The organism is Brackiella oedipodis DSM 13743, assembly GCF_000621025.1.
Classification (GTDB): Bacteria; Pseudomonadota; Gammaproteobacteria; order Burkholderiales; family Burkholderiaceae_B; genus Oligella; species Oligella oedipodis.
Genome location: NZ_KK211206.1, coordinates 202,138 through 215,162, shown reverse-complemented (window position 1 = coordinate 215,162; position 13,025 = coordinate 202,138). Strand labels below are relative to the sequence as shown.

The following is a 13,025-nucleotide window of genomic DNA, read 5'->3' as shown; positions in this document are numbered from 1 at the left end:
CCTAATCGTTATCTTTTTATAAAGGTTAACACAACCCTTTGCAAGACGGTTTGTATAAAAAGCTTGTTATTAAAGGGATGTGCCGCTGTGGCCTGTTCTTTTAAGAGCCAATTTGCAGTTTGTGCCAATTTTTGGGTCTGACTTTGCTGCGCTAATTGTTGGATAGCTGTATTAAGCATCGGAAAATAGCGCGCATGCTGTTGAAAATACACCATTTGTACATCAAATACTAGCTGCTGTAGGCTTAATATCCACTGTGGCGCAGGAATTTTTTCGAGTAGATTGACAAAATGATTGAGATCTGGAAATTGCCCTTGCGCTAAATTTTGTACAAATTTTTCAAGCCAATATTTTACAGGTTCATATTCCGACTCGCTCAACTTGAGGGCAAGTAAGGGAGCGCCTGCCGCGTTATTCAGCCAATTGGCCGCCTCTTGGACGCGCTGGTCTTGTAGCCAAGCTAGCGCTTGCTGGGTATCGGGCACGGGGAGGGATAAACGACGAGTGCGTGACAAAATCGTCGGCAACAGCTTACGCAAGGCGTGACTGACTAATAAAAAACGGGTATTGCCTATGGGCTCTTCAAGAATTTTCAGTAAAGCGTTAGCCGACTCCTCATTCATGCTTTCTGCGGGATAAATAATCAAGATTCTTGGACCGCCGCGGTGACTCGACAAACTAAAGAATTGCTTTTTGTATAAGTCACGCAGCTGTGAAACTCGAATGACCTTGGAGGGAGATTTAGGATTACTTTCAATCTGATCAACGGTCAACAATGCTTTATCGAGCGCGACTTCATCTGGCACAATAATGCGTAAATCAGGATGGCTCTGTTGCTCAATCCAGAGGCAGGCTTGGCATTTTTGGCAGGCCTGCCCTTCTTGTGGGTTTTCGCAAAGCATAGCCGCTGCCGCAGCATAAGCAAACTCAAACTTACCTATGCCGCGCTGACCATAAATTAACCACGCATGAGAAAAACGATCACTGTCCTGTAGCCAGGCTTTGGCGATCTCTTTCTGCCATGGAAAAAACTCAGGAAATTGCAAGCTTGATCCCTTTATTACTAAAGAATTCAATGAGTTGGCGTTGTAGTCGTCGTTGAATCTGTGCAATGGGTTGACGACTATCAATCACTATAAATCGCTCAGGATGTTGTTTAGCTAAGTCTAAATACGAGGCCCTCACCCGCGCAAAAAACTCAGCTTGTTCTTGCTCGAACCTATCGGCCTCACGGGCTGCAGTGAGTCTTTGTCTAGCCGTGTCTATATCTAGATCAAATAATAAGGTGAGATCCGGTTGCAGATCGGCATGGACCCAATCAGCCAGCGTTTGGATTCGTTCTTGTGCAAAGCCCCTACCACCGCCTTGATAGGCAAAGCTTGAGTCGGTAAAGCGATCGCTGATTACCACCTTGCCCTGTGCTAGGGCGGGTTTTATCAGGGCCTGCACACTTTCTTGGCGCGCTGCAAACATTAAAAGCAACTCTGTTTCAGGGTACATCGGTTCATGAAGAAGCAATTGCCGCAGCGATTCACCCAGCGGCGTGCCACCTGGTTCACGGGTTTGTATAACGACGTAGCCCGCTTGCTCAAAAAAATTCTTTAAAAAGAGGTGGTGAGAACTTTTACCTGCACCATCTACCCCTTCTAGGGTAACAAATAGACCTTGCTTCATGGTTTAGTGGGCTTCTCTGACGGCGCTTTTGCGGAGGATGTTTTTTGAGGTAGTTCTTTTTTGGTAGATTCCTTCTTAGCTGACTCTTTTTTATCGGACTCCTTGTTAACAGACCCCTGTTTATCCGACTTCTTGTCAGCCTTTACTTTTTCAACCGATTCTTCTTCAGCAGATGCCTTTTTATCGGACTCCTTGTTCACGCCCGCCTTTTTAGTGGATGCCTTGTCAGTCTTTACTTTCTCAGCGGATGTCTTGTCAGCCTTTTTTTTCTCAGCGGATGCCTTTTCAGCGGCTTGCTTTTCAGCTCCTGCGATTTCAGACGACTCTTTGTCTAGCGCTGGCGCTGAGGGCGTTTGTTTAAGAATGTATTTTTGGACATTACGATTATGCTGATCAAGATCTTTAGCAAATTCACTGGTACCATCACCGCGCGAGACAAAGAAAATAAAATCATGTTGCTCAGGATGAGCAGTGGCTGTAAGCGCCAACACGCTCGGATTGGTGATCGGACCTGGAGGTAAACCCTTGCGCGTGTAAGTGTTCCATTCATTATCCGTAGTCAGGTTTTGTTTGGTGATACGCCCCGTATATTGCTCACCTAAACCATAAATAATGGTGGGATCGGTTTGCAACAGCATGTCTTTACGAAGGCGATTGACAAAGACACCCGCCACCTTGGCTCTATCTTCGTGATAGCCCGTTTCTTTTTCGACGATAGAAGCTAAAATTAATAATTCGTAAGGGTTCTTAAGGGGTATGGATTCATCACGATTATCCCAAATCATTTGTAGATGCTTCTCGGCTTCAGCATGCGCTCGACGCAAGATATCTAAATCACTATCACCTGGTACAAAGACATAAGTATCCGGTAGAAACATGCCTTCTAAATTACCACTAGTGATACCTAAGGTCTTGGCAATAGCCGCCTCATCCATATCCTTAAGGACATGTTTAAGTTCGTCATTTTGTTGTAATTCTTGGATGTACTGCTGGCTCGTGCGCCCCTCTATCAGCGTGACCTTTCGTTGAATGACCTCACCCGTGACTAATTTATGCATTAACGCCTCGGCGGTATCGCCCTGCCGCAATTCGTAGACACCGGCTTTGAGTTTACGGGATAAATTGTGTTTTTGGGCTTGCCATAAGAAAAACTTAGGCTGAATGCCTAATTTGCGATCTTCAAGCTTGGCGAGCACTTGGCTCACAGTATCACCACGTTGAACCGTCAACTCGTAACGAGTTTGCGGTAAATCCAAGGCTTGGTGGTGCCAACTCCAAAATAAATAGCCGATATAACCACCCACCAGGGCACAAAGCAATAAAACAAAGGCAAAAAAACTCAACAAAAACTTCTTCATAATCATCAATTCAGTAGGCTTGCAAAGATTTTACAGTACTTAAAAGCAGTTTGCCGACTCTTTACACAATATTTATAATGACTTGATAAGAACCCTTTAAGGATAGAATTTATGACCCACATCGCCCAAACATTACCGACTTGTGCCGGTGAGCTCAAAGACTTTACAGTGTTACAAGCCAGTGGTGCCGATGTATTTGATTTCTTACAAGGTCAATTCACCCAAGACCTCAAAAAATGCACCGAAAACCGTGCCTTGGTAGCGGCCTGGTGTAATCCTAAAGGCCGAGTACTGGCTAATTTTTTAGTCTGGAAGGTCGCCACCCCAGAGCCTAGCTATTATTTATTGATGCAGGCAGATATTGTCCAAGCCGTCCTCAAACGCTTACGCATGTATGTGTTACGAGCCAAGGTGGTCTTTACACAATTACAAAGCCCGGTCTTTGGCGTGATCAGTCATGCACCGCTTGCTGCTGCAGAGACACTCAATTCAGAGCACAATATACAAGTCCTAGACCAACATCAACTGATTCAAGTCAGCGCACTAGAGGATACCAAGGCTTATGTGCTGATTGACAGCGCTAATACCGGGGCTGAACAAAGTGCGGCCGTCGCTCAGCAGCTTGGTGTCCCCCTCACTGAGGACGCGCAACAATTTAGTCAATATTGGAATGCTGTACAGATCTTCAGCGGCATTGCTTGGATTAAGCAAAGCAATACTGAGAAATTTTTGGTGCAGAGCCTCAATTATGATGCGTTAGGAGCGGTAAATTTCCGTAAAGGGTGCTACCCGGGTCAAGAAGTCGTGGCTCGCAGTCATTACAAGGGTAATCTTAAACGCCGTGCCATCATTGGTGTCAGTCCTGGCCTAGAAGCGCCTGCTAGCAATGATATCTTTACGGCCAATACCAATGACCCTTGCGGCGAAATCATCAATATTGCTCAACTCGCTGAGTCCGAACAAACCATTACGCTGTTCGAAATCCGACTTGATGCCCTCGAAACAGCAAATCTCAAATTAGGGGCTGCCGATGGCCCAGCCATCGAATGGCAGCGTCCACCCTATTCTCTAGAAAAGCCAGAAGTTTAATCTCAAAAACGCTGCATACCCGCAGCGTTTTTAGATGGATTTTAGAAGAGTTGTTCTTTAGTGAAGCGATCGACATAGTCAGCATCGACATCATCGATACTTTGGTACTGCCACTGAGGATTTTTGTCTTTATCGATGAGTAAGGCGCGAATCCCTTCACGCACCTCGCCACTAAAGCAGCTATTGAGTACAGTGATATGCTCCATAGCAAACACCTCGGCTAAAGACATAAAGCGTGCCTTATATTGCAGTGTTAAACCGACGGCAACCGTCAGAGGCGCGCCCTTAAGCATGGTGGAGGCGGCTTTTTGTAGCCAACTATCCTCACTAGAGGCAAGTGTAGCGATTTGTTGATATACCGTTTTGAAGTCCTGATAAGCACACAAACGATTAATCTGTGCTAAGTGTTTTTGTAAAGGGCCCACACCTTGCTCGTAATTTTGTTGCGCACTGAGGAATTCATGTACAAGGTCGTGGTTTGCAGAGCGATGGTGACTGGCTTGCCAAGGTAATTTCGCTAATTGTTCAAGAATCTGTGGCCACTGCTCTGTAGCCATCACATAGTCGGCAAAACCGGCAAACAATGCATCATCAGCATTGACAATCGCGCCTGTGGCCGCTAAAAACTTACCCCCTTGTCCTGGAACGCGTTGTAAGAACCAACTAGCCCCAACATCTGGAAATAGACCAATCGTGACTTCCGGCATGGCGACTCTGGCATCTGGGGTAATCACTCGATGACTACACCCCATCAAGAGCCCTAAACCACCGCCCATCACAATGCCTGGTGCAAAGCCTAATATGGGTTTAGTGTAGTGATGGATTAACTCATCTAAGCTATATTCAACGGCAAAATAATCACTAATAAATTCGATATTTTGCGTGATGTCTTGCTCGGTATGTTGGTATAAGCCATGCAAATCGCCACCTGCACAAAAAGCTTTCTGGCCATTGGCGGTGAGTATCACAGCAACAATACTAGGATCCTGTTGCCAGCTCAGTAGTTGTTGCTTAAGCGCTTGTGCCATTTCATAACTTAAGCTATTTAAGACCTGAGGTCGATTTAGGGTGGCTAGGCCTAATTGCAACTGCTGACCACAATCGATAGTAGAGAAAGTCACTCCTGACATTACAAGGTCCCCCTTATTTTTTGCGAGTTCTTATATTCGATAAAGTCCTTGTGCTTTGATCGATCGGGTTTGAGGTGTTTTTTCTTGAGGATCCCTGCTTGTCGATGTTCAGCACGACGGCGTCGTGATTCCATCGGATCAAAACGCAGCGGTCGATAAAGCTCGATACGATCGCCCTCTTGCAGCACATAATCTAATGGCTTGATCTTACCAAACACTCCCGTGCCATAACTATGCCTGAGTAATTCTGGATGTAAAGCCAGTACACGACTGCGCTGCAATGCCTGTTGCAAGGTACTTCCAGACTCTAATTCTAAAGCGCGGTGCCAAATATGGTTGGGTTTAGCGGCATAATACACGTAAACACGCATTATTTTTCACCGTAGATTTGTTCTGCACGTTTATTAAAGGAATCGATAAAGCTATTGGCGATTTTATTGAATACGGGACCGACTAGGAATTCTAGGGGCCGACTATTAAACGAATAGTCTAAAGAAAACTCCACTTTACAGGCATCTTCGGCGAGTTCAATAAATCGCCATAAGCCCTTGAGATGAGAGAAAGGACCATTCACTAAGTCCATTTGAATACTATGAGGAAAATCATGGGTATTTCTTGTGGTAAAACTTTGATTGATTCTAGCAATACTAATCGTCACCGATGCCACCACACCATTTTCAAATTCCTCGAGGATGTCGGCACCGCCACACCAAGGCATAAACTGCGGATAACTTTTGATGTCGGCGACCAAATTGAACATTTGTTCGCAACTATAGGGAACGAGCACTGAGCGCTGTACATTATGCATAAAATCAATCACTTATATAAGTTTAAAGACGCTATAGAGTGGCTAGTCTAGTCACTGTTCCGTCTTCACTGGATCTACACTCCTATTGTATAATAGACTATTTACACAAAAGCCTACGCGCTGCATTTACAAAAAATTGAATTTGTAAATATTAAATTCGTAAAAAATTATAAGAGATTATAAGTTTTAAGGGATTTAGGGGATTTAAGGGGATTTAAGGGGTTTAAGGATTAAAGGAGCCCGTAAATTCAGTAGCGGGTGAGCCGCAGACAAGCAGCGTGGAGTGCTCTATCAAATCGTTCTATGGCTATTGCAGAAAACCGTAAGTCACGGCATGACTATTTTATTGAAGACCAATACGAAGCTGGCTTAGTGCTAGAGGGTTGGGAAGTTAAGGCAATTCGTGCGGCTCGCGTACAAATGAGCGAGAGCTATGTGATTGTGCGCGACGCGCAGTTGTATGTGATTAATATGCATATTAGCCCCCTAGAGACAGCCTCTACCCATATTCATCCTAATGCAACACGTACTCGTAAACTACTGCTGCACCGTCAAGAAATCAACCGTCTGATGGGTAAGGTTGATATTCGAGGATACACCCTTGTACCACTGAACCTGCACTATAAGCATGGCAAAATCAAAATGGATATTGGTCTTGGCAAGGGCAAAAAAACACATGACAAACGCGCGACACTAAAAGACAGAGATTGGCAACGCGAAAAACAACGCATGATGAAACACGATTTACGCAATCGTTAGCCCCTAGCACCCACTTCATTGATAAGTGACTTTTTTACAACACATAAGGCATACTTAGCGGTAAGGCACACATAGGGTTAACATAAATAATCTGTTGTATGTCCAAGGTAATTATGTAAAATGAGATTGTCTATTTTAGATATTTATACTTCTAGTTAGGAGCTCATCATGCTACGTTATTCGGTTATCTTTTTAATTATTGCCATTATTGCGGGTATTTTTGGTTTCTCAGGCACTGCCGGTATGGCAAAAGACATTGCTTGGGTCCTTTTTGTCATTTTCTTAATTGTTTCAGTAATTTCATTTATTTTTGGACGCCGACGCTAGATCGTTCAATTCTTCCCTACTCTTCATAACAAATCCCCCATGGGCCAAGCCGATGGGGGATTTTTTTGCTGAGTATATGATTTTAGGCGGATCTGACAGTTTAAGATCATGGTCTTAAGCTGTCAGACAAGGCTCAAAAAGCTCAAGCAATCACTTATAAGATTACTTTTGCTCAGCGGCGATACGTTGCCAGGTATTGACGACGGTATCTGGATTTAAAGACATAGACGTAATGCCTTTTTGTTTGAGCCACATGGCCAAATCAGGATGATCACTAGGGCCTTGACCGCAAATACCAACATATTTATTGGCTTTGAGGCAAGCACTAATCGCACGTTCCAGCATAAATAAAACAGCATCGTCGCGCTCATCAAAGTCCGCAGACAATAATTCCATACCAGAGTCACGATCCAGACCCAAGGTCAATTGAGTCATATCGTTAGAACCAATAGAGAAACCGTCAAAGTGTTCGAGGAATTGCTCAGCCAAGATCGCATTCGTTGGCAATTCGCACATCATAATGACGCGCAAGCCGTTTTCACCACGTTTCAGACCGTTTTGTGCCATTAAGTCGATGACAGCTTCGGCTTGACGTACGGTACGAACAAACGGCACCATGATTTCGACATTGTCTAGACCCATTTCATCGCGTACGAGTTTAAGAGCTTCACATTCCATTTTGAAGCATTCTTTATAGTCCTCGGCAATAAAGCGAGAGGCACCGCGGAAGCCAAGCATAGGATTTTCTTCACTAGGCTCATAACGAGAACCGCCGACTAACTTACGATATTCATTAGATTTAAAGTCGGATAAACGAACAATGACTGGTTTTGGATAAAAAGCGGCAGCAATCGTAGCCACACCTTCGGCTAGTTTCTTAACGAAGAATTCACGTGGGCTGGCATAGCCGCGCGCTGCAGATTCTACGGCATGTTTGAGTTCAGCATCGAGATGTGGATAATCTAGTACGGCCTTAGGGTGAACACTGATAATATTATTAATAATAAACTCTAAACGTGCCAAGCCGACACCGCTGTTAGGAATATGGCTAAAGTCAAATGCTAATTGTGGATTACCGACGTTCATCATAATTTTGACGTCAATTTGTGGTAATTGACCACGTTTGACCTCTTCGACTTCGGTCTCGATTAAGCCATCATAAATACGACCTTCGTCACCCTCGGCGCAAGACACGGTCACTTCATGACCTTCTTGCAAGACTTCGGTGGCATCACCGCAACCCACGACGGCAGGAATCCCCAACTCACGTGCGATAATGGCCGCGTGACATGTCCGACCGCCACGATTGGTGACTACGGCAGAAGCGCGTTTCATGACCGGTTCCCAGTTAGGATCGGTCATATCAGTCACAAGAATATCACCGGCTTGAACTTGGTCCATTTCTGAGCTGTCGTGCACAATGCGGACTTTACCACTACCAATTTTTTGGCCAATGGCGCGACCGGTGACCAAGACTTTACCAGTCGCTTTAAGTTTGTAGCGCGTTTGCGTGTCACTGCTCGCTTGTTGCGATTTCACAGTTTCTGGACGCGCTTGCAAAATGTACAACTTGCCGTCGATACCATCACGGCCCCACTCAACGTCCATTGGACGTTGGTAGTGTTTCTCGATGATGCTTGCATATTTGGCTAGTTCGATGACTTCATCATCGGTCAATGAGAAACGATGACGATCGCTATCATTGACTTCTACGGTACGAACAGATTCTTCACCCGCTTTACGACCTTCGTTGAATTCCATTTTGATGGCTTTGGAGCCCATACGACGGCTAATGATCGGGTATTTGCCGTTGGCTAAGGCTGGTTTATACACATAGAATTCATCGGGATTGACAGCCCCTTGAACGACAGTTTCACCTAGTCCATATGAAGAGGTAATAAAGATGACTTGGTCGTGACCAGACTCAGTATCGATGGTAAACATCACACCCGCACTGCCTTTGTCAGAGCGCACCATGCGTTGAATACCTGCAGACAAGGCGACATCTGAATGCGCAAAGCCTTTGTGGACACGATAAGAGATCGCCCGATCGTTGTACAAAGACGCAAATACCAGATGGATTTTTTTGATGACATCATCAATACCTTCCACGTTTAGGTAGGTTTCTTGCTGCCCCGCAAAAGAGGCATCGGGTAAATCCTCGGCGGTGGCTGAAGAACGCACAGCAAAACAGCCCTTACCATCCGCGTCTAGTTTCGCAAATTCATCGCGAATCGCTTGCTCGAGTTTTTGGGGTAAGGGTTGCTCAATAATCCATTGACGAATGTCGGTACCAGCAGCGGCCAGGGCACTTACGTCTTCTGGATTGAGCGATTGCAAACGCTCTTCGATCTTACGATCAAGGCCAGAAACGCTTAAGAAGTCACGGAAGGCTTCAGCCGTGGTCGCAAAACCACCAGGCACGCGCACACCGGCTTCGGCGAGCTGACTAATCATTTCGCCCAAAGATGCATTTTTACCACCGACAACCTCGACATCGGTCATACGAAGGTGTTCAAACGGAATAACATAAGACATTAAAGTCACCTTATACAAAGAAAAAAAGCTTATTTATTGAAAATTTACATCACTAAACTCTCAGTAAATAGGCCTTTATGAATTAGGTTTTCCTTACAAAACAACTCACTCATCAGTGATATAGGTACTAACCGTTAATACTAGCACTGATATATTAAACTGTCGTGATAAATATCAGAATTCTTACAAACGTTACACTATTAAACGCCTAAGTTAAAGCCAGTATCGAAATGGCCAAAAGCCCTGTAAAATGGACTTAACAACCAGGGGATAACTCAGTAAAATTAAGCAGTGATTTTAGCACCGATCAGCGCTATATAAAACCACAGATATTCATTCATCCGATTTACTACAACGTACGCTATGGAACTAGAAAATATTAAAGTCTTTATCGTCTCTGACGGCACAGGGATTACCGCAGAAACCTTCAGTCATTCGGTGCTATCGCAATTTACTCATAAATTTAGTTTCAACCAGGAGCGTGCTCCTTTTGTCAGCTCCGCTCCCAAAGCGCTTGAGATTGCTAAACGCATCAATGAAGCCGCCGCCACATCGAAACACAAACCCATTGTCTTTAGTACAGTTGTCCAAGAGGATGTGGTCAATATTATCCGTGGCACGGATTGTAATTTTATGGATATTTTTGGCGTCTGTGTCAAACAGCTCGAAGATATTCTCGAGGTCAAATCCGATCCAGCCATTGGTCGCTCACGCATTAATGCTGGTTCTGAGGCCTATCGCAATCGGATTGAGGCGATTAATTTTAGTTTGGCGCATGATGATGGCCAATTTGTTCATGGCCTCAAAGAAGCCGATGTGATTTTCTGTGGCATCTCACGCTGTGGTAAGACCCCGACCAGCTTGTACCTTGCCATGCAATATGGGGTGCGGGCGGCTAACTTTCCTCTGATTCCAGAAGATTTTGAGCGTGGTGTTTTGCCGACCAATCTCGTACCGTTCAAGAACAAGCTCTTTGGTCTGACGATTCAACCCAATCGCTTACATGAAATTCGAGAAGAGCGCCGCCCCAACAGTAAATATGCGTCTTTGCAGCAATGCTACTATGAGGTCGCCGAGGCCGAGAGATTAATGCGTCGTGAAGGTATTCAGTGGTTATCAACGACGACTAAATCCATTGAAGAAATCTCCACGACGGTATTGCAAATTCTCAAAATTGATCGCGTCAGCTATTAAGTCGTCATAGACATTAAGCGTTCTCAGGAACGCTTTTTTAGTGTTTACTGGGTTAATAATTGTTGGCGACGTTGCTCAAAGAGAATGACAGCACTAGCAATGGCGACATTTAGCGATTCTACTTGACGACTTTGTGGTATGAAGACTTTTTGTTGCGCTAAGGTTTGCAAGTGAGGATCTAAACCCTGCCCTTCATTGCCAAATAACCAGGCACAAGGATGCGCGAGCTTGGCCTTGTATAAGTCTACCGAGTCTTGATCTAGAGTACTCGCATAGATCGCAAGTTGACTATTTTGGCACCAGGCGACTAAATCAATCTGACTATAAATATTAAGTACAAAATGCGCCCCTTGCGCACTTCTGAGGACCTTCGCCGACCAGGCATTGACCGTACCTTTGGAGAGCAGCACATGCTTAATATCGACTGCCGCGGCCGTGCGCAAGATAGTGCCCAAATTACCAGGGTCTTGTATGCGATCCAAAAGGAGGCAGGTCTCGTTTATATCTGGGTGTAGCGATATCTGTGGCGTGGCAATCACAAAAGCTATGCCTTGCGGACTCGGAACGGTACAGAGTTGCTTAAACAAAGGTTCTGGTAACAACACCATCTGTTGCTCGGACATTTGCAAGGCTTGCAATTGCTGAATTAATTGCGCGATCTGAGTTTCGTGGTAGTGAGCTTGATTCAATAAAAGCCACTGCGGCTGACCGTAGTGTTGTACATAGGCCTGACACAAATGAATGCCCTCTAGCAAGCACGAGGTTTTATCCTTGCCTTGGGCGATTCGCCACCATTGTTTGAGCTGAGCATTCTGCCGTGATTGGATAAGTTTCATGAGATAAAAAAAGCCGTTCTAATTGCTAGCGAGCAGTTAAAACGGCTGTCTATAGATGGTTAATGTTTTAGAGGGCTGGCGCCGTGGCCTCGCCTTTGAAGTTTAACCAACGTTTGTTTTTGAAATCATAGAGTTTGCAAGCACGAGCGGTACGGAAATACCAGCGCCAGCTGAATTTTTGGATCACGATACGCTCAGGCAACATCTCTTCGAGGCGAGCTTGCGCTTGTTTGAGGCGATACAAAGGAATACTCATATCGACGTGATGCGCTGTGTGCTCCATGATGTGATGTAAGACCGCACCAAAGTTGAAGTTAAACAATAAGTGCACGGTGGTAGAGACAAAGGGTTGAGCTTTAGCCCAAGCGACTTTGTCGTCATGCCAAATAATGGAGGTGTGTGTATGCTGTACATACACTACCCAACCGATCATAGAGAACCAGAAGAATAAAGGGATGAGCCATGAGAACAACAATAGCAAAAGTATGCTTTGACCCGTACCAATCGCAAAGCCGACGACGATAAGCGCCCACAAAATACCGTAAACGGAGCACAACAAGCCGTCCCAAAAGAAGACTTTACGTTGCGTACCCATATAGGCTTTGCTAGGGAACATCATGCGATGCCACCAAATCTCGATTAAGTAGTACAAGCCAGGCGCCCAGCCGCTACGATAAATACGCTCCATCAGGCGGCGCGATTTGCTCATTGCTTGGTATTCTTCCTTGGTGTGTGGGCACCATACAAAGTCCATGCCTTTGAGATTGGTGTAACCGTGATGCACGACGTTATGACCCACATCCCATAAACTATATGGCGATACGGAAGGTAAAAAGGCAATACGACCTAACCATTTATTGAGTTTACGATTTGGTGTAAGGCTCTGATGGCAGGCATCATGGCCAATAATAAAGATACGACCAATTACAAAGCCACATACAAGTGAGCAGATTAATTTGAGCCACCACGCATGGAAAAAAATCGTCCCTGCGAGTAAAGCAAAGTACAAAATAAAATCAAACACCAATAAAAACAATGCTCTAGCGGTGCTTTTTTGTGAATGAGAAACAAGCCAACTACGAATTACTTTCCGATGAGGAAGCTCTGCGTTAGGGGGTATTGGAGCATGTTGGTCAGACATAGATAATAAAACTCTCTGTAATTAATTAGACTGACGAGCAGTTCTTTAGATAAATGCTAACTAAGCAATTGAATTTAAACGCGATATTATAATATTAATTAAGGACTAAATGGGATCAATCTACTTAAATAAAAGGGATTCTTAAAATAAATTTTAAGGCAAACTAAGAAA

Annotated in this window: 13 protein-coding genes; 4 read left to right on the top strand and 9 right to left on the bottom strand. The window is 44.7% G+C overall.

Going from position 1 to position 13,025, the window contains the following annotated elements; all coding sequences use genetic code 11:
• Nucleotides 1-8: 8 nt before the first annotated feature.
• Genes holB through mltG form a run of 3 tightly spaced genes read right to left on the bottom strand, consistent with a single transcriptional unit; the run spans nucleotide 9 to nucleotide 3,032 of the window.
• Nucleotides 9-1,046 carry a DNA polymerase III subunit delta' gene (gene holB, locus Q335_RS0107490; protein ID WP_038369662.1) on the bottom strand — a complete coding sequence of 346 codons (1,038 nt, stop codon included), beginning with the start codon at nucleotides 1,044-1,046 and terminating at the stop codon, nucleotides 9-11.
• Nucleotides 1,033-1,674, bottom strand: coding sequence for a dTMP kinase (gene tmk / locus Q335_RS09725; RefSeq protein ID WP_038369661.1), 642 nt, complete (start codon nucleotides 1,672-1,674; stop codon nucleotides 1,033-1,035). The genes holB and tmk overlap by 14 nt, the downstream gene beginning before the upstream one ends.
• A complete protein-coding gene (gene mltG, locus Q335_RS09720) occupies nucleotides 1,671-3,032 on the bottom strand; it encodes an endolytic transglycosylase MltG (RefSeq protein WP_169733509.1) in 1,362 nt (453 codons plus the stop codon). The genes tmk and mltG overlap by 4 nt, the downstream gene beginning before the upstream one ends.
• Nucleotides 3,033-3,143: 111 nt before the next feature.
• On the opposite strand from mltG, the gene ygfZ reads away from it, so the two are divergent.
• Complete coding sequence (ygfZ, locus tag Q335_RS0107475) at nucleotides 3,144-4,121, top strand: CAF17-like 4Fe-4S cluster assembly/insertion protein YgfZ (RefSeq protein ID WP_051532391.1); 978 nt, start codon at nucleotides 3,144-3,146, stop codon at nucleotides 4,119-4,121.
• 41 nt (nucleotides 4,122-4,162) lie between these two features.
• Here ygfZ and Q335_RS09715 read toward each other — a convergent pair whose 3' ends face one another.
• The 3 genes from Q335_RS09715 to Q335_RS0107460 are packed head-to-tail and all read right to left on the bottom strand — an operon-like array spanning nucleotide 4,163 to nucleotide 6,059.
• Nucleotides 4,163-5,251, bottom strand: coding sequence for an enoyl-CoA hydratase/isomerase family protein (locus Q335_RS09715; RefSeq protein ID WP_051532390.1), 1,089 nt, complete (start codon nucleotides 5,249-5,251; stop codon nucleotides 4,163-4,165).
• The gene (locus Q335_RS0107465) at nucleotides 5,251-5,622 is read right to left on the bottom strand and encodes an RnfH family protein (protein ID WP_038369660.1); all 372 of its coding nucleotides are present in this window, start codon (nucleotides 5,620-5,622) and stop codon (nucleotides 5,251-5,253) included. The genes Q335_RS09715 and Q335_RS0107465 overlap by 1 nt, the downstream gene beginning before the upstream one ends.
• Complete coding sequence (locus Q335_RS0107460) at nucleotides 5,622-6,059, bottom strand: type II toxin-antitoxin system RatA family toxin (RefSeq protein ID WP_028358085.1); 438 nt, start codon at nucleotides 6,057-6,059, stop codon at nucleotides 5,622-5,624. The genes Q335_RS0107465 and Q335_RS0107460 overlap by 1 nt, the downstream gene beginning before the upstream one ends.
• Nucleotides 6,060-6,362: 303 nt before the next feature.
• Here Q335_RS0107460 and smpB point away from each other — a divergent pair, with 303 nt between their 5' ends.
• Entirely contained in the window at nucleotides 6,363-6,818 is a 456-nt protein-coding gene (gene smpB, locus Q335_RS0107455) for an SsrA-binding protein SmpB (protein WP_028358084.1), read from the top strand.
• Between the two features lie 168 nt (nucleotides 6,819-6,986).
• Complete coding sequence (locus Q335_RS10170) at nucleotides 6,987-7,145, top strand: DUF1328 domain-containing protein (RefSeq protein WP_028358083.1); 159 nt, start codon at nucleotides 6,987-6,989, stop codon at nucleotides 7,143-7,145.
• 162 nt (nucleotides 7,146-7,307) lie between these two features.
• On the opposite strand, the gene ppsA is transcribed toward Q335_RS10170, so the two are convergent.
• Nucleotides 7,308-9,683: a phosphoenolpyruvate synthase gene (gene ppsA / locus Q335_RS0107445; RefSeq protein ID WP_028358082.1), complete on the bottom strand. Its 2,376-nt coding sequence runs from the start codon at nucleotides 9,681-9,683 to the stop codon at nucleotides 7,308-7,310.
• Between the two features lie 363 nt (nucleotides 9,684-10,046).
• Between ppsA and ppsR the strand changes: the two genes are divergently transcribed.
• A complete protein-coding gene (ppsR, locus tag Q335_RS0107440; protein WP_028358081.1) occupies nucleotides 10,047-10,877 on the top strand; it encodes a posphoenolpyruvate synthetase regulatory kinase/phosphorylase PpsR in 831 nt (276 codons plus the stop codon).
• A 44-nt stretch (nucleotides 10,878-10,921) separates the two neighbouring features.
• On the opposite strand, the gene Q335_RS0107435 is transcribed toward ppsR, so the two are convergent.
• Nucleotides 10,922-11,713, bottom strand: a complete 792-nt coding sequence (locus Q335_RS0107435) for a TrmH family RNA methyltransferase (protein WP_028358080.1) — start codon at nucleotides 11,711-11,713, stop codon at nucleotides 10,922-10,924.
• Between the two features lie 67 nt (nucleotides 11,714-11,780).
• The gene (locus tag Q335_RS0107430) at nucleotides 11,781-12,854 is read right to left on the bottom strand and encodes a fatty acid desaturase (protein WP_028358079.1); all 1,074 of its coding nucleotides are present in this window, start codon (nucleotides 12,852-12,854) and stop codon (nucleotides 11,781-11,783) included.
• Nucleotides 12,855-13,025: the final 171 nt, after the last annotated feature.

What these genes read in the sequence shown, in the direction of transcription:
- Q335_RS09715 (WP_051532390.1), bottom strand. Translation starts at nt 5,251, where the DNA reads ATGTCAGGAGTGACTTTCTCTACTATCGATTGTGGTCAGCAGTTGCAA.
- Q335_RS0107465 (WP_038369660.1), bottom strand. Translation starts at nt 5,622, where the DNA reads ATGCGTGTTTACGTGTATTATGCCGCTAAACCCAACCATATTTGGCAC.
- ppsA (WP_028358082.1), bottom strand. Translation starts at nt 9,683, where the DNA reads ATGTCTTATGTTATTCCGTTTGAACACCTTCGTATGACCGATGTCGAG.
- ppsR (WP_028358081.1), top strand. Translation starts at nt 10,047, where the DNA reads ATGGAACTAGAAAATATTAAAGTCTTTATCGTCTCTGACGGCACAGGG.
- Q335_RS10170 (WP_028358083.1), top strand. Translation starts at nt 6,987, where the DNA reads ATGCTACGTTATTCGGTTATCTTTTTAATTATTGCCATTATTGCGGGT.
- smpB (WP_028358084.1), top strand. Translation starts at nt 6,363, where the DNA reads ATGGCTATTGCAGAAAACCGTAAGTCACGGCATGACTATTTTATTGAA.
- Q335_RS0107430 (WP_028358079.1), bottom strand. Translation starts at nt 12,854, where the DNA reads ATGTCTGACCAACATGCTCCAATACCCCCTAACGCAGAGCTTCCTCAT.
- ygfZ (WP_051532391.1), top strand. Translation starts at nt 3,144, where the DNA reads ATGACCCACATCGCCCAAACATTACCGACTTGTGCCGGTGAGCTCAAA.
- Q335_RS0107460 (WP_028358085.1), bottom strand. Translation starts at nt 6,059, where the DNA reads ATGCATAATGTACAGCGCTCAGTGCTCGTTCCCTATAGTTGCGAACAA.
- Q335_RS0107435 (WP_028358080.1), bottom strand. Translation starts at nt 11,713, where the DNA reads ATGAAACTTATCCAATCACGGCAGAATGCTCAGCTCAAACAATGGTGG.
- tmk (WP_038369661.1), bottom strand. Translation starts at nt 1,674, where the DNA reads ATGAAGCAAGGTCTATTTGTTACCCTAGAAGGGGTAGATGGTGCAGGT.
- mltG (WP_169733509.1), bottom strand. Translation starts at nt 3,032, where the DNA reads ATGAAGAAGTTTTTGTTGAGTTTTTTTGCCTTTGTTTTATTGCTTTGT.